This window comes from Streptomyces sp. 3214.6 (genome assembly GCF_900129855.1).
Taxonomy (GTDB): domain Bacteria; phylum Actinomycetota; class Actinomycetes; order Streptomycetales; family Streptomycetaceae; genus Streptomyces; species Streptomyces soliscabiei.
In genome coordinates this window covers 3,755,562-3,775,713 of sequence record NZ_LT670819.1, presented here as the reverse complement: position 1 = coordinate 3,775,713, position 20,152 = coordinate 3,755,562, and the positions used below count along the sequence as shown (strand labels likewise).

General features: G+C 70.9%; 19 protein-coding genes and 1 pseudogene. 13 read left to right on the top strand and 7 right to left on the bottom strand.

Annotated features, from left to right (window positions below):
• Positions 1-331 precede the first annotated feature (331 nt).
• The 10 genes and pseudogenes from B5557_RS16755 to B5557_RS16710 all read left to right on the top strand — a co-directional run bounded on the left by B5557_RS16755 (position 332) and on the right by B5557_RS16710 (position 11,157).
• The gene (locus B5557_RS16755; protein ID WP_079660209.1) at positions 332-1,594 is read left to right on the top strand and encodes an amidohydrolase; all 1,263 of its coding nucleotides are present in this window, start codon (positions 332-334) and stop codon (positions 1,592-1,594) included.
• A 397-nt stretch (positions 1,595-1,991) separates the two neighbouring features.
• Positions 1,992-3,023, top strand: a complete 1,032-nt coding sequence (locus tag B5557_RS16750) for a BMP family ABC transporter substrate-binding protein (protein WP_099936077.1) — start codon at positions 1,992-1,994, stop codon at positions 3,021-3,023.
• 243 nt (positions 3,024-3,266) lie between these two features.
• Positions 3,267-4,319, top strand: a complete 1,053-nt coding sequence (locus tag B5557_RS16745; RefSeq protein WP_079660207.1) for a BMP family lipoprotein — start codon at positions 3,267-3,269, stop codon at positions 4,317-4,319.
• A gap of 300 nt (positions 4,320-4,619) precedes the next feature.
• Positions 4,620-6,251 carry an ABC transporter ATP-binding protein gene (locus B5557_RS16740; protein WP_231976443.1) on the top strand — a complete coding sequence of 544 codons (1,632 nt, stop codon included), beginning with the start codon at positions 4,620-4,622 and terminating at the stop codon, positions 6,249-6,251.
• Positions 6,248-7,366, top strand: coding sequence for an ABC transporter permease (locus tag B5557_RS16735; protein ID WP_079660204.1), 1,119 nt, complete (start codon positions 6,248-6,250; stop codon positions 7,364-7,366). Before B5557_RS16740 ends, B5557_RS16735 begins: the two co-directional genes overlap by 4 nt.
• On the top strand, positions 7,366-8,628 hold the full coding sequence (locus B5557_RS16730) for an ABC transporter permease (RefSeq protein WP_079660202.1): 1,263 nt from the start codon (positions 7,366-7,368) through the stop codon (positions 8,626-8,628). The genes B5557_RS16735 and B5557_RS16730 overlap by 1 nt, the downstream gene beginning before the upstream one ends.
• Positions 8,625-9,038 carry a cytidine deaminase gene (locus tag B5557_RS16725; RefSeq protein WP_079660201.1) on the top strand — a complete coding sequence of 138 codons (414 nt, stop codon included), beginning with the start codon at positions 8,625-8,627 and terminating at the stop codon, positions 9,036-9,038. Before B5557_RS16730 ends, B5557_RS16725 begins: the two co-directional genes overlap by 4 nt.
• Positions 9,039-9,104: 66 nt before the next feature.
• Positions 9,105-10,388, top strand: coding sequence for a thymidine phosphorylase (locus tag B5557_RS16720; RefSeq protein ID WP_079660199.1), 1,284 nt, complete (start codon positions 9,105-9,107; stop codon positions 10,386-10,388).
• A gap of 23 nt (positions 10,389-10,411) precedes the next feature.
• Positions 10,412-10,750: pseudogene (locus tag B5557_RS16715) on the top strand (Uma2 family endonuclease); the annotation flags it as partial.
• Positions 10,751-10,770: 20 nt separating this feature from the next.
• Positions 10,771-11,157: an STAS domain-containing protein gene (locus B5557_RS16710; RefSeq protein WP_143688185.1), complete on the top strand. Its 387-nt coding sequence runs from the start codon at positions 10,771-10,773 to the stop codon at positions 11,155-11,157.
• Here the strand turns inward: B5557_RS16710 and B5557_RS16705 are convergent.
• The 3 genes from B5557_RS16705 to B5557_RS16695 all read right to left on the bottom strand — a co-directional run bounded on the left by B5557_RS16705 (position 11,041) and on the right by B5557_RS16695 (position 14,699).
• Complete coding sequence (locus tag B5557_RS16705) at positions 11,041-12,057, bottom strand: sigma-70 family RNA polymerase sigma factor (RefSeq protein ID WP_079660197.1); 1,017 nt, start codon at positions 12,055-12,057, stop codon at positions 11,041-11,043. The two genes, B5557_RS16710 and B5557_RS16705, sit on opposite strands and share 117 nt — an antisense overlap.
• Positions 12,058-12,186: 129 nt before the next feature.
• On the bottom strand, positions 12,187-13,311 hold the full coding sequence (dnaN, locus tag B5557_RS16700) for a DNA polymerase III subunit beta (RefSeq protein ID WP_079660196.1): 1,125 nt from the start codon (positions 13,309-13,311) through the stop codon (positions 12,187-12,189).
• Positions 13,312-13,409: 98 nt separating this feature from the next.
• Positions 13,410-14,699 (bottom strand): MFS transporter, encoded by a 1,290-nt coding sequence (locus tag B5557_RS16695; protein ID WP_079660194.1) that lies wholly within the window; start codon positions 14,697-14,699, stop codon positions 13,410-13,412.
• Between the two features lie 63 nt (positions 14,700-14,762).
• Here B5557_RS16695 and B5557_RS16690 point away from each other — a divergent pair, with 63 nt between their 5' ends.
• Complete coding sequence (locus tag B5557_RS16690) at positions 14,763-15,716, top strand: LysR family transcriptional regulator (protein ID WP_079660192.1); 954 nt, start codon at positions 14,763-14,765, stop codon at positions 15,714-15,716.
• A 20-nt stretch (positions 15,717-15,736) separates the two neighbouring features.
• On the opposite strand, the gene B5557_RS16685 is transcribed toward B5557_RS16690, so the two are convergent.
• Positions 15,737-16,501, bottom strand: a complete 765-nt coding sequence (locus B5557_RS16685) for an alpha/beta hydrolase (protein ID WP_079660191.1) — start codon at positions 16,499-16,501, stop codon at positions 15,737-15,739.
• 127 nt (positions 16,502-16,628) lie between these two features.
• Here B5557_RS16685 and B5557_RS16680 point away from each other — a divergent pair, with 127 nt between their 5' ends.
• Both B5557_RS16680 and B5557_RS16675 read left to right on the top strand, forming a co-directional pair.
• Positions 16,629-17,753, top strand: coding sequence for an adenosine deaminase (locus B5557_RS16680; protein ID WP_079660189.1), 1,125 nt, complete (start codon positions 16,629-16,631; stop codon positions 17,751-17,753).
• A gap of 178 nt (positions 17,754-17,931) precedes the next feature.
• Positions 17,932-18,285, top strand: coding sequence for an ATP-binding protein (locus B5557_RS16675; RefSeq protein ID WP_079660188.1), 354 nt, complete (start codon positions 17,932-17,934; stop codon positions 18,283-18,285).
• Between the two features lie 139 nt (positions 18,286-18,424).
• Here B5557_RS16675 and B5557_RS16670 read toward each other — a convergent pair whose 3' ends face one another.
• From B5557_RS16670 to B5557_RS16660, 3 genes are all read right to left on the bottom strand, one after another.
• Positions 18,425-18,625: a PspC domain-containing protein gene (locus tag B5557_RS16670; protein ID WP_079660186.1), complete on the bottom strand. Its 201-nt coding sequence runs from the start codon at positions 18,623-18,625 to the stop codon at positions 18,425-18,427.
• Positions 18,626-18,722: 97 nt separating this feature from the next.
• Positions 18,723-19,274: a VanZ family protein gene (locus tag B5557_RS16665; RefSeq protein ID WP_079660185.1), complete on the bottom strand. Its 552-nt coding sequence runs from the start codon at positions 19,272-19,274 to the stop codon at positions 18,723-18,725.
• A 243-nt stretch (positions 19,275-19,517) separates the two neighbouring features.
• A complete protein-coding gene (locus tag B5557_RS16660; RefSeq protein ID WP_079660182.1) occupies positions 19,518-20,150 on the bottom strand; it encodes a hypothetical protein in 633 nt (210 codons plus the stop codon).
• Between the last annotated feature and the right edge of the window lie 2 nt (positions 20,151-20,152).

Sequence of the window (20,152 nt, the reverse complement as noted above, 5' to 3'; positions counted from 1 at the left end):
CGCTCCTCGCGCTGCGTGGCGGAATCGCCGCGTGGCGGTGATGATTCCGGGATCGGTCCGGGTCGGTCCGGGGCGATCCGGTGTCGGTCGGGGGTCGGTCGGGATCGGTCCGCTCCGTGGACTGGCACGGCGTGCCATGAGTGGTCCGTGGTATCCGTGAAAGGAAGGAAGAAATGTGGGTGCCGACCGCAAAATCGGCGGAGTTTACCCACCCCCCACAGCAGCCATGCGCCGCGCGGCCAACTTTTCTTCGCCTGACGGGTTGAAGTTTTGTTGATCGTAGGTCGGTTGACCGCTCCGGCGTCCTACCCTTCAGAGGGTGAAGCAACTGATGTCCCGAGAGTCCGAGGCCGATCCTTCCGGGGAAGACGTGCTCCCCGCTGCCGAGCCGGGAGTCCTTCCCGGCACCCTGCCGGAGGCGCTGCGCGCGGAGCTCGTGGCCTTCCGCCGCGACCTGCACATGCACCCCGAGCTCGGCAACCAGGAGTTCCGTACGACGGCCGCGATCAAGGCCCGCCTCGAGAAGGCGGGGCTGAGGCCCCGTGTGCTCGCCATCGGGACCGGCCTCATCTGCGACATCGGGGCGGTGGACGGAGAGGGCGACGGCGTTCCCGTCCTCGCGATGCGCGCCGACATCGACGCGCTGCCCATCCCCGACATGAAGACCGAGTGCGCCTACCGCTCGACCGTGCCCGACCGCGCGCACGCCTGCGGTCACGACGTGCACACCACCGTCGTCCTGGGCGCCGGCCTCGTCCTCGCGGAACTGCACCGGCAGGGGCGCCTGCCGCGGCCCGTGCGGCTGATCTTCCAGCCCGCCGAGGAGGTGCTGCCCGGCGGCGCCGCCGACGCCATCGAGTGCGGCGCGCTGGACGGCGTCGGCCGGATCATCGCCGTGCACTGCGACCCCCGCGTGGACGCGGGCCGGGTCGGACTGCGCGAAGGCAGCATCACCTCCGCCTGCGACCGGCTGGAGATCGCGCTGGACGGGCCCGGCGGCCACACCGCCCGCCCCCACCTGACCACCGATCTCGTCACCGCCGCCGCCCGGGTCGTCACCGACGTGCCCGCGCTGGTCGGCCGGCGGGTGGACACGCGCGCCGGGCTCGCCGTCACCTGGGGCCGGATCGAGAGCGGCCACGCGCCGAACGTCATCCCGCAGCACGCCGAGCTCTCCGGCACCGTCCGCTGCCTGGACATCGACGCGTGGCGGCAGGCTCCGGACATCGTCGTCGCGGCGATCGACGAGGTCGCCAACCTGCACCGGGCCAAGTCGGAGATCAACTACGTGCGGGGAGTCCCACCCGTCGTCAACGACGCAGACGTCACCGGACTGCTGCGGGACGCCATGGTCGCCCGGCGTGGCGAGGCGGCCGTGGAGGGCACCGAGCAGAGCCTCGGCGGCGAGGACTTCTCCTGGTACCTGGAGCGGGTGCCCGGCGCGATGGCCCGGCTCGGCGTCCGCACGCCCGGCGAGCGCACCGTGCGCGATCTGCACCAGGGCGACTTCGACGCCGACGAGTCGGCGATCACGGTCGGCGTGGAGCTCTTCACGGCGGCCGCCCTGCTCGACGCGGCGACCCGCGCCGGCTGAGAAGCCCCCGGAGAAGGCCCCGGGGAAGGCCCCGGAGAAGGCCACGGGGAAGCCCCCGGGGAAGCCCCCGGAGAGGCCTTGGCGAAGGGCCGGAGAGGTTCGGTGAAGGGGTGCCCGAAAGGTGCCCCTTCGTCTCCTTGTGTCACCCGTGCGTAACGCCCGTGCCGCGCTTGTAACCCAAGCCCGGCACGAATCGATAACGGCCTCGAGAAACCCCGTTCCCCTCCCCTTCTACGCGCGTTACTGTGCGCCGGAATCGCCACCGGAACGGCTCTTCGGGGAAGCCCTTGCGGAACGGCGCCACCAAGGGGAAAGCGGGCCGGTCACGGCGCCGTGGGGACGAAGGGTGCTTGCAATGCGTCTTATCTCTCGAAGGACGAGATTCTCCCGGGCAGCGGTGACCGTCGCGGTCGTCGCACTCGCCGCCGCCGGCTGCGGCAAGTCCAGCAGCGACTCCAAGTCCTCCGGTGACACGGAGTCCGGCAGCTACTCGGGCAAGGGCATCGGCCTCGCGTACGACATCGGCGGCAAGGGCGACCAGTCCTTCAACGACGCCGCCTACGCCGGTTTCCAGAAGGCCGAGAAGGAGTTCAAGCTCAGCGGCCAGGACATCGAGCCACAGGACGGCGAGTCCGACGCGGACAAGGTGCAGCGCCTGACCCAGCTCGCCCAGGCCGGCTACAACCCGGTGATAGGCGTCGGCTTCGTCTACGCGCCGGCCGTCAAGGAGGTCGCCGCCAAATTCCCGAAGATCACCTTCGGGATCATCGACGACGAGCAGGTCCAGGCCAAGAACGTCGCCGACCTGGTCTTCCACGAGGAGCAGGCCTCGTACCTGGCCGGCGTCGCCGCCGCCAAGACCTCCAAGAAGGCGCACATCGGCTTCATCGGCGGCGTGGACATCCCGCTGATCCACAAGTTCGAGGCCGGGTACGTCCAGGGCGCCAAGTCGATCAACCCGAAGATCAAGATCGAGTCGCAGTACCTGACGGAGACGCCCCAGGAGGGCGGCTTCTCCAGCCCGGACAAGGGCAAGGACGCGGCCAGTGGTCAGATCGAGGCCGGCGCCGACGTCATCTACCACGCGGCCGGACTTTCCGGCCAGGGCGTGATCACCGAGGCCGCCGCCAAGAAGGTGTGGGCCATCGGCGTCGACTCCGACCAGTACAACCAGAGCGCGCTGAAGGCGTACAAGGACTACATCCTCGGCTCGGCCCTGAAGAACGTCGGCGGCGCCGTCTACGACCTCGTGAAGTCCGTGTACGAGGGCAAGCCCCTGTCCGGCGTGGTCCGCGGCAGCCTCTCCAACGACGGCGTCGGCTTCGCCGACACCAACCCGAAGTACAAGGCGATGACCGATGTCGTCGCGGCCGTCGACAAGGCCAAGAAGGACATCATCGCCGGCACGGTCACGGTCAACACCAAGTAACCGCCGAGTAACGCCCCTCCCGGGCCCGCCACGGCTCCCGACTGCACCCTTACGAGCGTCCCTGCAGCCCATGCGCCCCTTGCCTTCCGCAAGGGGCGTTCTGCTGTCCGTAACCTGGGATCCATCTGTGGCCACAGCTCGGTAACGGACCGGACAGAAGGGTTTTTCCGTCAGGTCTACGCGCGTTACGCTGCGGCGGAACCAGCGCCTGGTTTGGGCGCTTGCACAAAGGAGTCAAGTTCCATGCGCCGGGTGTCCCGAATCGCGGCTGCGGGTGTAGCCACCGCAGCCCTCGCCGTGACCGTTTCCGCTTGTGGAAGCTCGTCCACGTCGTCCTCCTCCTCCAACAGCAGCGACAAGAACCTGGGCCTCGCGCTCGCGTACGACGTCGGCGGCAAGGGCGACCAGTCCTTCAACGACGCCGCGACCGCCGGCCTGACCAAGGCCGACAAGGAGTTCGGCTACAAGTCGACCGCCGTCGAGCCGCAGGACGGCGAGTCGGACGCGGACAAGGTGCAGCGCCTGGAGAGCCTGGCCAAGCAGGGCTACAACCCGGTGATCGGCGTCGGCTTCGCCTACGCGCCGGCCGTCAAGGAGGTCGCGGCCAAGTACCCGAAGACCACCTTCGGCATCGTGGACGACGAGCAGATCAAGGCCGCCAACGTCGCCGACCTCGTCTTCCACGAGGAGGAGGCCTCCTACCTCGCCGGCGTCGCCGCCGCCAAGGCCACCAAGTCCAACACCGTCGGCTTCGTCGGCGGCGTGGACGTGCCGCTGATCCACAAGTTCGAGGCCGGCTTCAAGCAGGGCGTCACGGACACCAAGAAGGGTGTCACGGTCAAGTCGCAGTACCTGACCGAGACCGCCGCCGAGGGCGGCTTCTCCAGCCCCGACAAGGGCGAGAACGCCGCCGAGGGCCAGATCGACGCCGGTGCGGACGTCGTCTACGCCGCCGCCGGCCTGTCCGGCCAGGGCGTCATCAAGGCCGCCAACGCCCACAAGATCTGGGCCATCGGCGTCGACTCCGACCAGTACAAGCAGGACGCGCTGAAGGCGTACAAGGCGTCGATCCTGACCTCGGCCATGAAGAACGTCGAGGGCGCGGTCTACACGCTGGCCAAGTCCGTCCACGACGGCAAGCCGGAGACGGGTGTCGTGCGCGGCTCCCTCGCCAACGGCGGCGTGAGCGTCTCGAACTCCAACCCGGCCTTCGCGGGCAACGCCGACATCCAGGCCGCGATCAAGAAGGCCGAAGAGGGCATCAAGAGCGGCACCATCAAGGTGAAGACCTCCTGACCCCACGGTGCTGAACCGGTCAGAAGCCTTGGCCGAGGAACCGCTGTAATGGCAGCGTTACGGCCACGGAACCGGGCGCGGGAAGGATGTCCTCCCCGCGCCCCGTTCGCGCGGCAGAATGCTCGGAACGGATCGGCCCGTGATCGGGATCGCTCATCCGACGGCGATCAAGATCATAAAGGTCGATTCGATCCGGGCACTATTTAAAGCAGGGGCGCTACGCGCGTAGAGCGGCCCCTTTCCCAAGGAGAGTGCGCCATCGACGCGTCCAGCAGCCCTCCGCTCACCGCACAGTCGACGATCGCGGTAGAGCTGGCGGGGATCACCAAGCGCTTCCCCGGTGTCGTCGCCAACCACGACATCCACCTCGCTGTCCGCAAGGGCACCGTGCACGCCCTGGTCGGCGAGAACGGCGCCGGCAAGTCGACCCTGATGAAGATCCTCTACGGCATGCAGAAGCCGGACGAGGGGACCATCGCGATCGACGGCGAACAGGTGAGCTTCTCCAGCCCCGCCGACGCCATCGCCCGCGGCATCGGCATGGTCCACCAGCACTTCATGCTGGCCGACAACCTGACCGTCCTGGAGAACGTAGTGCTGGGCAGCGAGAAGCTGTACGGCATCGGCGGCAACGCCCGTAAGAAGATCAAGGAGATCTCCGATCGGTACGGCCTGAACGTCCGCCCGGACGCCCTGGTCGAGGACCTCGGTGTCGCCGAACGCCAGCGCGTGGAGATCCTCAAGGTCCTCTTCCGCGGCGCCCGCACCCTCATCCTCGACGAGCCGACCGCCGTCCTCGTCCCGCAGGAGGTCGACGCGCTCTTCGACAACCTGCGCGAGCTGAAGTCCGAGGGCCTGTCCGTCATCTTCATCTCCCACAAGCTGGGCGAGGTCCTCTCCGTCGCCGACGAGATCACCGTCATCCGGCGCGGCACGACCGTCGGCACGGCCGTCCCGGCCGAGACCACCCCCCGTCAGCTCGCCGAGATGATGGTCGGCAGCGAGCTGCCCACCCCAGAGACCGCCGAGTCCACGGTCACCGACAAGCCCGTCCTCCAGGTCGCGAACCTCACCGTCTACGCCAGCGGCGGCGCCTCCCTCGGCGTCGAGGCCGAGCCCTCGGCCGAGGGACTCACCGAGTTCGCGAGCGCCGGCGAGGCCAAGAAGGTCCTGGACGACGTCAGCTTCACCATCCACGCCGGTGAGGTCATGGGCATCGCCGGCGTCGAGGGCAACGGCCAGACCGAGCTCATCGACGCGCTGATCGGCACCAAGCACGCCGACTCCGGCGCCATCGCCTTCCTCGGCGAGGACATCACCCCCTGGCCCACCCGCAGGCGGCGCGAGTCCGGCGTCGGCTACATCCCCGAGGACCGGCACCGCCAGGGACTGCTCCTGGAGGCCCCCCTCTGGGAGAACCGCATCCTCGGCCATGTCACCGAGGCCCCCAACGCCAAGGGCTTCTGGCTCAACCCCAAGGGCGCGCAGGCCGACACCCGCCGGATCGTCGAGGAGTTCGACGTCCGCACCCCCGGCATCGACGTCACCGCCGCCTCCCTCTCCGGCGGCAACCAGCAGAAGCTGATCGTCGGCCGCGAGATGAGCCACAACCCGAAGTTCCTCATCGCCGCCCACCCCACCCGCGGTGTGGACGTCGGCGCGCAGGCCCAGATCTGGGACCGCATCCGCGAGGCCCGCCGCGAGGGCCTGGCCGTGCTGCTGATCTCCGCCGACCTCGACGAGCTCATCGGCCTGTCGGACACCCTGCGCGTGATCTACAACGGCAGGCTGGTCGCGGACGCCGACCCCGCCACCGTCACCCCGGAGGAGCTGGGCTCCGCCATGACCGGCGCCGCGACCGGTCACCTGGAACACGTAGAGACGCCTGCCGACAACGACGCAGCCGCCGGTCCGGAGGACGAGGCCCGATGAAGAAGTTCGACAAGGAGCGCGTGCTCCTCGCGGTGGCCGGCCCGGTCATCGCGCTCGTCGCGGCGATCCTGCTGACCTCGGTCGTGCTGATCGCCTCCGGCAAGAGCCCGATCGAGCCGTACACGCTCATGCTGGAGCAGGCCGGCTACTCCGACGTCCAGGTCCTGATCCTCAACCAGGCCTCGATGTACTACATCGCCGCCCTCTCGGTCGCCATCGGCTTCCGCATGAACCTGTTCAACATCGGCGTCGACGGCCAGTACCGCCTCGCCGCCATGATGACCGCCGTCGTCGGCGCGAACATCGCGCTGCCGTCCTTCCTGCAGATCCCGCTGCTGCTGATCGTCGGTGTCCTCACCGGCGCGTTCTGGGCCGGCATCGCGGGCATCCTGAAGGTCACCCGGGGTGTCAGCGAGGTCGTCGCGACGATCATGCTGAACGCGATCGCCACCAGCGTCATCGGCTACCTGACCCTCGACAACATCTGGGGCGTGCAGGTCGGCAACAACAACACGACCGGCGTCATGAAGGACTCCGGCTGGGTCCCCGGCATCAACCTGGGCGCCGACGTCGGCGAGATCTACGGCCTGGTCTTCCTCGCCGTCGCCCTCGGCGTCGTCTACTGGGTCGTCCTCAACCGCACCCGCTTCGGCTTCGACCTGCGCGCCACCGGCGAGTCCGAGACGGCCGCCGCGGCCTCCGGCGTCGACGCGAAGAGGATGGTCCTCACCGCCATGCTGATCTCCGGCGGCATGGCGGGCCTCTCCGGCCTGCCGCTGCTGCTCGGCGACGCCCACACCTACAGCCTGAGCTTCCCCACCGGTCTCGGCTTCACCGGCATCACCATCGCCCTGCTCGGCCGCAACAACCCGGTCGGCATCGCCTTCGCCGCGCTCCTGATCGCCTTCCTGGACAAGGCCTCTCCCGCCCTCGACTACGCGACCCCGGTGGCGTACGAGAAGGAGATCGCCACGATCATGCAGGGCCTGATCGTCTTCGCGGTCGTCATCTCGTACGAGGCCGTACGCCAGTGGGGTCTGCGCCGCCAGCAGAAGCGCGTCGGCGCCGAGCTCGCCGCAGCCGCCCAGAACACCAACAAGGAGGTGACGGTCTGATGAGCACCACGACCATCGCCAAGCCGAAGGCGAAGCAGCCCGGCAAGGGCGGCCGCCGTTTCTCGCTCCCGGTCCTCCTGCTGATCATCGCGGGCGTCCTGGTGCTGACCTCGGCCGTCCGGCTGATCACCGGCGCGGACGGCATCACCTCCACCGGCCAGATGTCCACGGCACTGCGCCTCGCCGTCCCGATCGGCCTCGCCGGCCTCGGCGGTCTGTGGGCCGAGCGCGCGGGCGTCGTCAACATCGGCCTCGAAGGCATGATGATCCTCGGCACCTGGTTCGGCGCCTGGGCCGGCTACCAGTGGGGCCCGTGGACGGGCGTCGCCTTCGGCATCATCGGCGGCGCGCTCGGCGCCGTCCTGCACGCCATCGCGACCGTCACCTTCAACGTGAACCACATCGTCTCCGGTGTGGCCATCAACATCCTCGCCCTGGGCACCACCCGCTATCTGTCGAAGTTCACCTTCGAGGGCGTCCAGGGCGGCTCCTCCAAGCAGTCCCCGCCGATCGATTCGCTCGGCACCTTCGACATCCCCGGGCTCTCCGGCTGGCTGGACACGCTCAACGAGAAGCACTGGTTCCTGATCTCCGACATCGCCGGCCTGGTCGGCGGTCTGATCACCGACCTGTCGCCGCTGACCGTCATCGCGGTCGCCCTCGTCCCGGGTACCTGGTGGGTGCTGTGGCGCACCGCGTTCGGTCTGCGGCTGCGTTCCTGCGGCGAGAACCCGATCGCCGCCGAGTCCCTCGGCGTCAACGTGTACAAGTACAAGTACATCGCCGTGATCATCAGCGGTGGCTTCGCCGGCCTCGGCGGCGCGTTCCTGTCCATCGTGGCGTCCAACGTGTACCTGGACGGCCAGACCGCCGGCCGCGGCTACATCGGCCTCGCCGCGATGATCTTCGGCAACTGGATGCCGGGCGGACTGGCGCTGGGCGCGGGCCTGTTCGGCTACACCGACAGCCTCAACCTGCGCGGCGGCACGACCAACGTCCACGCGCTGATCCTGCTGCTCGCGATCCTGCTGGTGTTCGGCGCGGCCTACCTGGCATGGCAGAAGAAGTACGTCCCCGCCGTCGTCACCGCGCTCGTCTCGGCCCTGATGTTCATCTGGTACGTCGGCACGGACGAGGTCCCGCGCCAGGTCGTGACGGCCGCGCCGTACGTCGTCACCCTGCTGGTGCTGTCGCTGTCCGCGCAGTCCCTGCGGATGCCGAAGGCGGACGGCATGCCGTACCGGAAGGGACAGGGCAAGTGACCCCGGCCGCGGCGTCGGCCGCCACGGTCGACTGGGACGCCCTGCGCGAGCTGGCCCGCGAGGCCATGTCCCACGCGTACGCCCCCTACTCGGGCTACCCGGTCGGCGTCGCGGCCCTGGTGGACGACGGCCGCACCATCTCCGGCTGCAACGTCGAGAACGCCTCCTACGGGCTCGGCCTGTGCGCCGAGTGCGGGCTGGTCTCGGAGCTGCAGAGGACCGGAGGCGGCCGGCTCACCCACTTCACCTGTGTGGACGGCCGGGGCGAGATCCTCGTCCCGTGCGGCCGCTGCCGCCAGCTGCTGTACGAGTTCGGCGGCCCGGAGCTGCTGCTGGAGACCCCGGCGGGGATCCTCCCCCTGTCGGAGATGCTCCCGCAGGCCTTCGGCCCGGACCATCTGAACAAGTGACTCCCGCGCGGCCCCTCTGACTGGGGCAGAGGGGCCGCGCACTTTATGAACGTCGGAAGGAAAGCCATGGCCATGGACGCCGTCTCCGTCATCCGCACCAAGCGGGACCGCGGTGAGCTCAGCGACGAGCAGATCGACTGGGTCATCGACGCGTACACCCGAGGCGAGGTCGCCGACTACCAGATGGCCGCCCTCAACATGGCCGTCCTGCTCAACGGCATGAACCGCCGCGAGATCGCCCGCTGGACGGCCGCGATGATCGCCTCGGGCGAGCGCATGGACTTCTCGTCGCTGTCCCGCCCGACGGCCGACAAGCACTCCACGGGCGGCGTCGGCGACAAGATCACCCTGCCGCTGGCCCCGCTGGTGGCGGCCTGCGGCGCGGCCGTCCCGCAGCTGTCGGGCCGCGGCCTCGGCCACACCGGCGGCACCCTGGACAAGCTGGAGTCGATCCCGGGCTGGCGCGCGCTGTTGTCCAACGAGGAGATGCTGTCGGTGCTGGACGGCACCGGCGCGGTGATCTGTGCGGCGGGCGACGGCCTGGCTCCCGCCGACAAGAAGCTGTACGCGCTCCGGGACGTGACCGGCACGGTCGAGGCGATCCCCCTGATCGCGTCCTCGATCATGTCGAAGAAGATCGCGGAGGGCACCGGCTCCCTCGTCCTGGACGTGAAGGTGGGCACGGGCGCCTTCATGAAGACGATCGGGGACGCGCGCGAGTTGGCGTCCACGATGGTGGGCCTCGGTACCGACCACGGCGTGAAGACGGTCGCACTCCTGACGGACATGTCGACCCCCCTGGGCCTGACGGCGGGCAACGCCCTGGAGGTCCGTGAGTCGGTGGAGGTCCTGGCGGGCGGAGGCCCCTCCGACGTGGTGGAACTGACCCTCGCCCTGGCCCGCGAAATGCTGGACGCGGCGGGCGTGAAGGACGCCGACCCGGCGAAGGCCCTGGCCGACGGCTCAGCCATGGACGTCTGGCGCCGCATGATCACGGCCCAGGGCGGCGACCCGGACGCGGTGCTGCCGACGGCGAAGGAACAGCACGTGGTGAAGGCGGGCGCCTCCGGCGTCCTGACCCGCCTCGACGCCTACGACATCGGCATCGCCGCCTGGCGCCTGGGCGCGGGCCGCGCCCGCAAGGAGGACCCGGTGCAGGCGGGCGCGGGCGTCGAACTGCACGCCAAGCCCGGCGACACGGTGACCGCGGGCCAGCCCCTGCTGACCCTCCACACCGACACCCCGGAGCGCTTCGACTACGCCCTGCAGGCGGTGGAGGGCTCGTACGAGATCGGCGCGCCGGGCACGACGTTCACGGCGTCGCCGGTGGTGCTGGAACGTATCGCCTGACCTGGCCCGCGGCCGGAGGCCGCGGCATGCTCAGCCCGGACATCGTGGTGGCCCCCGTGCGGGAGCACACGGAGGCGGACTCTCACATTTCGGCCGCACTGGCCGAGCTCGTCGTCGAGGTCACCTCGAAGTCCAACGCTCGGCACGACCGCGTCAGCAAACCCGCCGCCTACGCCACAGCGGGCATCCCGCTCTACCTCCTCGTCGACCGGTGGGCCCCCGAAGGCCCCACCGCGACGCTCTACGGAGAGCCGAAGGGCGATGTCTACCGTCCGCTCAGTACCGCGAAGTTCGGCGAGGCCCTCAAGCTCCCTGCGTCCTTCGACCTCGTCATCGACACCAGCGAGTTCCCGGCCGAGTAGACACCTGCCTCGCCGTCCCGATGAGTTGCGGCCGTTCGTCCGGTCTACTGATCGTGGAAGCGACGACACCCCCCGTACTCACCCTGACCGGCCCCGTCACCCGGGAGCAGGTGGCAGGGCTGGCCGACGATGTGCGAAGTCTGCTGGAGGCCGGCCATGCCGGGATCGTCGTCTGCGATGTCGCCGGCATCGGGCCGCCGGGGCTGGCCGCCGTCGAACTGCTGGCGCGGCTCCATCTGGCCGCACGGCGGGCCGGGGGACGGATACGGCTGCGCGCCCCCGACCCCGCCCTACGCGCCCTGCTCGACCTTGTCGGCGTGCCCGTCGAGGTGGAGGGGGAGGCCGAAGAGGGGGAACCAGCGTTGGGTGTCGAGGTAGAAGTGGAATCCGGTGAGACGGCCGTCTGAGATCTCCAGGATCTGGATCGACCAGGGTGTGTAGCCGCCGTTCTCCGGGTCCGGCTTGTACTGGGCGAAGCCCGGCAGACCGTTGACCTGGACCGGCAGCAGCCGCGAGCCCTCGCAGGCGGAGCCGAGCGTGGTCATGAAACCGGTGATGTCGTCGTGCCCCGTCAGCCACAGGTCGAACGGCGGCATCGTCATGATGGCGTCCTCGTGGAGGAGGGCCGTCAGCGCCGTCATGTCGTAGCCCTCGAAGGCCGCCACATAGCGTTCGAGGAGCTTCTTCTGCTCCTCGTCCAGCGGGTCGGACACCGCCGCGTCCGCCCCGGACGCCTCCCGCTCGGAGAGCGTCGCCCGCGCCCGCTGCAGCGCGCTGTTGACCGAGGCGACCGTCGTGCCGAGCAGCTCGGCGACCTCGCTCGCCTTCCACGCCAGCACCTCCCGCAGGATGAGCACCGCCCGCTGCTTCGGCGGGAGCTGCTGCAGCGCGGCCATGAAGGCCAGGCGCACCGACTCCTTCGCGACGGCCGCCTCCGCCGGGTCCTCCACCGTCGGCAGCACACGGGCGTCCGGCATCGGCTCCAGCCAGGTGTGGTCGGGGCGGGGGGAGAGCGCCGCCTGGGCGAGGGGGGTGGACTCGGACAGGTCCATGGGCCTGGCCCGCTTGTTGCCGGCCGTCAGCATGTCCAGACACACGTTCGTCGCGATCCGGTACAGCCACGAGCGCAGGCTGGCGCGGCCCTCGAACTTGTCGTAGCTCCGCCAGGCGCGCACCAGGGTGTCCTGCACCGCGTCCTCCGCCTCGAAGGAGGAGCCCAGCATGCGGTAGCAGTAGCCCGTCAGTTCTGTCCGGTGTTTCTCCAGTGCGACGTCGAGGTCCGTCGTCGTCGCCGTGCTGTTGCCCATCGTCCACCCACCCCTGTGGCCGTCCCGCCACGCGCCTTTGCGCCCGGCACTTCGGAAGCTACCGCAGCCCACTGACAATGGCCCGCCGAGTCAGTAAAAGCGCAGGTCACACGCCTGCGCAGACACTTCTCAGACCAGCTGCTTCACGGACATCAGCAGATGCCGGTGCGCCTTCGGAGCGTCCGCCGCGCTCAGCAGCGCCCGCTGCCCCGTCCCCAGCAGTTCCATCCGCAGCCTCGGCGCCTCGAAGGAGGCGACCGCGTCCAGCAGGTACGCCGGGTTGAACGCCACGCTCACCTCCTCGGCGCCGGTCAGCCCGGCGGGCAGCCGCTGCGTGGCCACGTCGTCGCCGTACCCGGCGCGCAGCAGGACGGACCCGGCCGAGAAGTCCAGCCGTACCGCGCTGTTCGCCTCCGCCACCACCGCGACCCTGCGTACGGCCTCCGTCAGCGCCCCGCACTCCACCTCCGCGGCCGCGGCCCCCGCCATGTCGAACAGCTTCCCGTACGACGGCAGCCGCCCGTCCAGCGGCCGTACGACCGACCGCATCCGCCCGCCCTCGAACCCGATCGGCCCGCCCCCCGAGGCCCCCGGCGCCCCGTCGAGCCCGATCCTCACGACCCCGCAGCGCGCCAGCGACCGGGCCACGTCCAGCAGCCGCCGCGCCGGCACGAGCGCCTCCGTCGCCTCGCCCGCGGCCGCCTCCGGTTTCCACTCCAGCCGGCGCACCGCGTACCGGTAACGGTCCGACGCCGACAGCGTCATCTCCCCGCCGTCCAGCCGCAGTTGGACCCCGGTCAGCACCGGCAGAGTGTCGTCGCGGCCGGCCGCCACCGCGACCTGGGCGACGGCGGCGGCGAACGCGGCCGCGTCCACGGTGCCGTACGCCTCGGGCGGTGCGGGCGGGGTGGGGTACTCCTCGCGCGGGAGGGTCGACAGGCCGAAGCTGGTGCCGCCCGCCTCGACCGTGAACCGCGTCCCCTCCAGGGAACAGCTCACCGGCCCGTCCGGCAGCACCTTGCAGATGTCGAGGAGCCTGCGCCCGAGGACGAGGACCTGTCCGTCGCCGCCGACCTCCGCGTCCGTCTCGATCCGCGCCGCCGTCTCGAAGTCGAACCCCGACACGCTCAGCCGCCCCGCGGCCGCGTCCAGCAGCAGCCCGCCCAGCACGGGCACCGGCGTACGGGCGGGCAGCGCGCGGGCCGCCCAGCCCACGGCCTCGACGAGGTCACCGCGGTCGATCCGGAACTCCATGTACGAAAACCCCCTGCGTCACCACCGGTCAGTGGTCGCGAAGGCTATCCGCGACCACTGACAACCGGCCCTGAGCAGGGGGAAGGCACCGGAGGGGATCAGGCGGCGACCAGCGTCTCCCGGCGGGCCGCCCGCGTCCCGAGCACCGTGATCGTCACGACGCCGAGCACCGCCAGGACGCCCACGCCGACCGTGCCGGCCCAGCCGCCCGAGTGGAAGGCCATCGCGCCGACCGTGGAACCGGTGCTGGAGCCGATGTAGTAGGCGGACTGGTAGAGGGCGGAGGCCTGGGCGCGGCCGGTCGTCGCCGTCTTGCTGACCGCCGAGGACGCCACCGCGTGCCCCGCGAAGAAGCCCGCCGTGATCAGCACCAGGCCCAGGAGCACCAGCGCCAGCGAGTCCGCGAGCGACAGCAGCAGGCCCGCGGCCGTCGTGCCGCCCGCCAGGTACAGCGCCCCGCGCCGTCCCAGCCGGCCGACCAGCCGGCCCGCCGTCGACGCCGACACCGTGCCCACCAGGTACACCAGGAAGATCGAGCCGACGATGCCCTGGGGGAGGGAGAACGGCGCCTCCGTCAGCCGGTAGCCGATGACCGTGTACACGCCGCCGAAGACGGTCATGAACAGCGCGCCGATCGCGTACAGCCGACGCAGCAGCGGGTTCGCGAGGTGGTCGCGGACGGCGCCGGCCAGGACGCGGGGCGCCGGCGAACCCGCCCTGAAGTGCTTCGGCGCCGGGAGCAGCAGCCGGAAGGCGATCGCGCAGGCCACCGCCAGCGCGCCGATCGCGCCGACCGCGACCCGCCAGCCCCACTCCTGCGCGACCCAGCCGGTGATGACCCGGCCGCTCATCCCGCCGACGCTGTTGCCCGCCACGAACAGACCGATCGCCGTGACCAGCGCCTTCGGCCGCACCTCCTCCGCGAGATACGCCGTCGCCGACGCCGGGAGCCCGGCCAGCGCCGCGCCCTGCACCGCCCGCAGCACGACCAGCGTGCCCAGGGAGGGGGCGAAGGGGACCAGCAGGCCCACGCCCACCGCGACCGCCAGCGAGACCGTCATCACCGTACGTCGGCCGTAGCGCTCGGAGAGGGCGCTCATCGGCAGGACGAACACCGCCAGTCCGCCGGTCGCCGCCGCCACCGTCCAGCTCGCCTGGCTCGCCGCCACCCCGAAGTCACCGGAGATCAGCGGCAGGAGCGCCTGCGTGGAGTACAGCAGGGCGAAGGTCGCCACCCCGGCGAGGAAGAGCGCGAAGCTCATCCGGCGGTAACCGGGACCACCGGGGGCCATACGGGAATCGGAAGAGGTAGAGGAAGAGGAGGCGGAGGCGGGAACGGAGGACGCGGCGCCCACGATCGTGGACGCCCCGGTACTGGCGGGAGACATGCCTCGAACCTACGTACGGCCCCGCTCATCCGTCCAATGCATGGAATCGCCATAATCGTTCCCATGGTGCATCAGCAGAGGTCACAGGCTCACCTGTCACCGTCCAGTGACACAGAAGACATGGCGATGTCGTTGGCCCCACGGCTCGCGTACTTCGCCGGAGTCGCCCGCACCGAGCACGTCACGCGGGCCGCGCAGGAGATGAACGTCCCCCAGTCCACGCTCTCCCGGGCGATGGTCCGCCTCGAACAGGACCTGGGGGTCGACCTGTTCGCCCGGCGCGGCCGCACGGTCTCCCTCACCCCGGCCGGCCGTACCTTCCTCACCTCGGTCGAACGCGCCCTCGCCGAGATCGAGCGGGCCGCCGACGAGGTCCGGGCGGACGCCGACGCCGCCACCGGCAAGGTCGCCTTCGGCTTCCTGCACACGATGGGCGCCGAGACCGTCCCCGGGCTGATCCACGCGTTCCGCGCCGACCATCCGCGCGTCCGCTTCAGCCTCGTCCAGAACTACGGCGAGGCGATGATCGAGCGGCTGCGGGCGGGAGAGCTGGACCTCTGTCTGACCTCCCCGGTCCCGGACGCCCCCGACCTCGTCGCCCGCCGCCTCGACGAACAGAAGCTGCGGCTGGTCGTCCCCGCCGACCACCGCCTCGCCGCCCGCAGACGGGTTCGTCTCGCCGAGGCCGCCGACGAGACCTTCGTGACCCTGGAACCCGGCTACGGCCTGCGCCGCATCACCGACGACCTCTGCAAGGAAGCGGGTTTCCGCCCCCGGATCGCCTTCGAGGGGGAGGAGGCGGAGACGCTGCGGGGGCTGGTGGCGGCGGGCCTGGGGGTGGCGCTGCTGCCACCGCCCGCCGTGGCCCGCCCGGGGGTCGTGGAACTGACCGTCACCGCCCCACGCGCCGCCCGCGAGATCGGCGTCGCCTGGCTGGACGGCCACCCGGACACCCCGCCGGTGGCCGCCTTCAAGAAGTTCCTGCTGTCGAGACGCGGGAACCTGCTGCCGGACTGAAGGGGCCCCAGGCCCCCGCCTCACCGGCGTAACGACTTGCCGAACCCCGCGGCCAACGGCATCCGCAGCCCCAACGGCGGCGGAGCCGCCAACGCGTCCTCCACCGGCCGGGAAAGCGCCCGTCCGAACAGCGCGCCCATCACGAAGTCCTCGGCCAGCGCGAGGACTTCACCCCGGTACTGGTGCAGCCGATGCCCGTCGGAGTGCACCTCGAACCGGCACACGTCCCGGTTCGCCTTCTTCGCCCGCGCCGCGAGCCGGAACGACAGCTCCGGGTCGCAGCGTTCGTCGTTCGTGCCGTGCACGATCAGCACCCGCCGCCCCGCGAGCTGCTTCACCGGTTCGGGTGGCGCGGCCATGTCCTCCTCCGGCAGCCAGGGAGCCACCGCCAGCACGGAGTTGACGGCCTCGTGACCCCCGGCGCGCAGCGCGGCCCGCGCACCCATGTCGACGCCGGCCAGACACACGGGAACGTCTCCGTAACGCCGTACGACCTCGTCGGCCGCCCAGGCCGCGTCGGCCGCGAGGTGCGCCTCGCTGCCGTTCCAGCCCCGGTAGCGGTAGTGCACGGCGTGGATGGCCAGACCGCCGTGCGCGCGACCGGCGCGCGCGAGTCTTCGGCCGAGGCCGCGGACGGAGGAGGCCGGCCACACGGGGGCCGGCCTGCGGCTGGAGACCTCCTCGCCCCCCGGGAGCAGCACCACCGCCCCGCTCACCGCCGTCGGCTCCGGGCCGAGCGCCCTTCCCAGCCGGGGAGTCCGAACCGGCGTCACTTCCTGTCCCATACTTCCTGTCCCATGACAGAACAGTGTCAGAAGCAGGCGTGTACTCCACCCGTCCGTGCGGTCACCGTTGCGTATCGGCGGCGTGGGACAACGCGTGATCTACGCGCGTAGGAATTAGAGTGCGGGCATGACGAGCCAGAGCATCCAGGCGGGCATCACCCCGAACTCGGACCAGATCCGGCGGGCGCCCAAGGTTCTGCTGCACGACCATCTCGACGGCGGGCTGCGCCCCGGCACGATCGTCGACCTCGCCCGGGACACCGGGTACGCCGGGCTTCCCGAGGCCGACGCCGACAAGCTCGGCATCTGGTTCCGGGAGGCCGCCGACTCCGGTTCCCTGGAACGGTATCTGGAGACCTTCTCGCACACCGTCGGCGTGATGCAGACCCGCGAGGCGCTCGTCCGGGTCGCCCGCGAGTGCGCCGAGGACCTCGCCGAGGACGGTGTCGTCTACGCCGAGGTGCGCTACGCCCCCGAGCAGCACCTCGACGGCGGGCTGAGCCTCGAAGAGGTGGTCGAGGCCGTCAACGAGGGCTTCCGGGAAGGGGAGCGGACGGCCCGTGAGAACGGCCACCGCATCCGCGTCGGCGCCCTGCTCACCGCCATGCGGCACGCGGCCCGCGCCCTGGAGATCGCCGAACTCGCCAACCGCTACCGGGACTTGGGTGTCGTCGGCTTCGACATCGCGGGCGCGGAGGCCGGTTACCCGCCCACCCGGCACCTCGACGCCTTCGAGTACATGAAGCGGGAAAACAACCACTTTACTATTCATGCCGGTGAGGCCTTCGGGCTGCCGTCCATCTGGCAGGCCCTGCAGTGGTGCGGCGCCGACCGGCTCGGACACGGGGTGCGCATCATCGACGACATCGAGGTCGCCGCCGACGGCAGTGTCAAGCTCGGCCGACTCGCCTCCTACGTCCGCGACAAGCGCATCCCGTTGGAGATGTGCCCGAGCTCCAACCTCCAGACCGGCGCCGCCGCCTCCTATGCCGAGCACCCCATCGGACTGCTGCGCAGGCTGCACTTCCGGGCCACCGTGAACACCGACAACCGGCTGATGTCCGGCACCAGCATGAGCCGGGAATTCGAGCACCTTGTCGACGCGTTCGGCTATACGCTCGACGATCTGCAGTGGTTCTCGGTCAATGCTATGAAGTCAGCATTCATTCCTTTCGATGAACGACTCGCCATGATCAATGACGTGATCAAGCCCGGTTATGCAGAACTGAAGTCCGAATGGCTGTTCCAGTAGACCGCTTCCACCAGCGGTTCTGTGGTCAGGGGAGACTGAGCGCCGGGTTTTCGGAGTACGGAATGCGGGCGGGTGTTCACAATCCGTCCGCATTTCGATGTTTGCCGCCGACCCCTCCCCGTGTTTACGGTCGAGAACCGCTCAGTTCCCTGTTATCCCACTCGAGGACGCATTCATCATGAAGCAGTCTGCTGCCAAGACCCTCGGTGTCGCCGCTCTCGGTGCCGCCTTCGCCGCCGTCGGTGCGGGCGCCGCGAACGCCGCCCCCTCCCTTCCGGACGCCACGCAGGCCCTGGACGGCGTCACCAAGACGCTGCCGGCGGAGAACGTGGCCCACGCGCTGCCCGGCGCCGGTGAGGCCCTGTCGCAGGCGCAGCCGGTGCTCGGCGCGGGCCTGGCCGCCGTCCAGCCGGTCGCCGAGAAGCTGCTCGCCGAGGGCCCGACCGCGCCCGTCGCCAGTCTCCTCGGCGGTCTGCCGCTGCAGGGCCTGCCCACGCACGGCCTGCCGGTGAACGGTCTCCCGCTGGGCTGAGCGGCGCCGCCCGCCCCGTCCCGTCACACAGCACGCCGTTGGGGCGCACCCGGAACCACCGGGCGCGCCCCAACGGCGTTGCTGCGTCACGGCCGCCCCCGGACGGGCCGCCGCCGGACCGGCCTCACCGGACCGGCCGTCACCAGGCGGTGCGGGCCTTGTCTTCCGAGGGGAGCAGGATCCACAGCGCTATGTAGAGCAGGAACTGCGGGCCGGGCAGCAGGCAGGAGAGCACGAAGAGCACGCGCATCGTGGTCGGGGAGGTGCGGAAGCGGCCGGCCAGCGCGGCGCACACTCCGCCGATCATGCGGCCGTGGGTGGGGCGGGCGAGGCTGGACATCTGCGGCTCCTTCGCGAGCGTCTGTTCGGAGGCGGCCCTTGGCGGCTGCTCCATCTGACGACAACGCTACGGTGACGAAGGGGGACGAAGTATCGCTCTACGGTGCGATCCCGACCCTGGGAATCCTCGGGGTCCGACCCTGAGCCGTCTCCTCCTGGCGGACCGCGGCCCACCCCCGGTGCTCCACCCTGCGGCGCAGCCACGCACGTACCGCCGGCACCACGGCGACATGGGCGAGTGCCACGCCCACGGTGTTCAGCAGCATCGAGTCGACGTCCACGACCTGCCCCGGCACCCCGGTCTGCAACAGCTCGATGCCCAGCGACAGCAGGGCGCCCGCCGTGACCGTACGGACCAGGGAGGCGAGCGGCGAGACCCGGAGCCTGCCGTGCGCCAGCGGCAGCAGGACGCCCAGCGGGGCGAGCAGCCCCAGCCCCTCGCCGATCCGCCGGGCCGCCTCGGGCCAGCCCAGCCGCAGGTCGGCGCGGATCCCGTCGAACGGGTGCAGATTGGCGGGCATCACCCAGGGGACGTTCAGCGGCCGCAGCGTCACCCAGGCGACGAACACGAGGTGGGCGGCCAGGAGAACAATCCCGGTCGCGCGGATGCGGATCGCGGCGCTGCCGCCGATGGAGCCTTGACGCTGCACGCCCCCCAAGACGCGCCCCCCGGCACGATCGGTTCCGGCCCGCCCCCCGCCACCGGCCCGAACCCCCCGCCCCACCTCCCCGCCACCCCCGCCCGGCCCCACATGACCTGCGACGACAAAGCCCCCCGCGCACCGCATGAGGCGTCCGCCACACTGGCCCGCGACTCCGCTCAGCGGCTCCGGTCCGTCACGCCGGTTCGCGATGTCGGTGGTTTCCGCTGTCGCCGGGGCCGGGAAAGTCGTTCAGCTGCCTTCCCGGACCGCTGAGGACGGGGGTTCCGCGCTGCCGGGGCGGGAGCGGACCTCGTTGGTGCACTCGTAGCGGCGCAGGGGGTCGGAGCCGGGGCCGCCCAGGATCACCGAGCCGTCGCCCTCGGCCGCCGCCGAGTCGGAGAACGTGCAGACGAGCTGCGCGAGGGCGTAGGAGGTGAGGCTGCCGGGTGAGGTGCTCAGCCGCAGCGCGTCGTCCGGGTCCTTGGCGCGCGGTCCGCCGACCGACATGCCGCCGCGCACGTCCGTCGTGTACCCGGCCTCCTTCTCGGCCGCCGACGGCGACTCGGCGAGCTGGTCGAGCAGGCCCTGCGCCACCAGCGCGCGCCGCTTGGAATCCGCCGCGCCGTCCGGCACCCGCACGTAGCGGTCCACGGCCACCAGCGACGAACCGCACAGCAGGAACACCTGCACCGGCACGCCCGCGCGCCCGGACTGCGCCGCCACGTCCGGTTCGGTGAGCGAGCAGCGTGCCCTGGAGGGCGCGGCCCCGAAGTCGGTCGGCACCTCGGTCGCCCGGATGCCGCAGCCGGCGAGCAGCCCGGCCAGACCGGCCAGCACGGGGACGGCGAGCAGCCGTCGTCGTACGGATGTCGCGTGCCCCATGG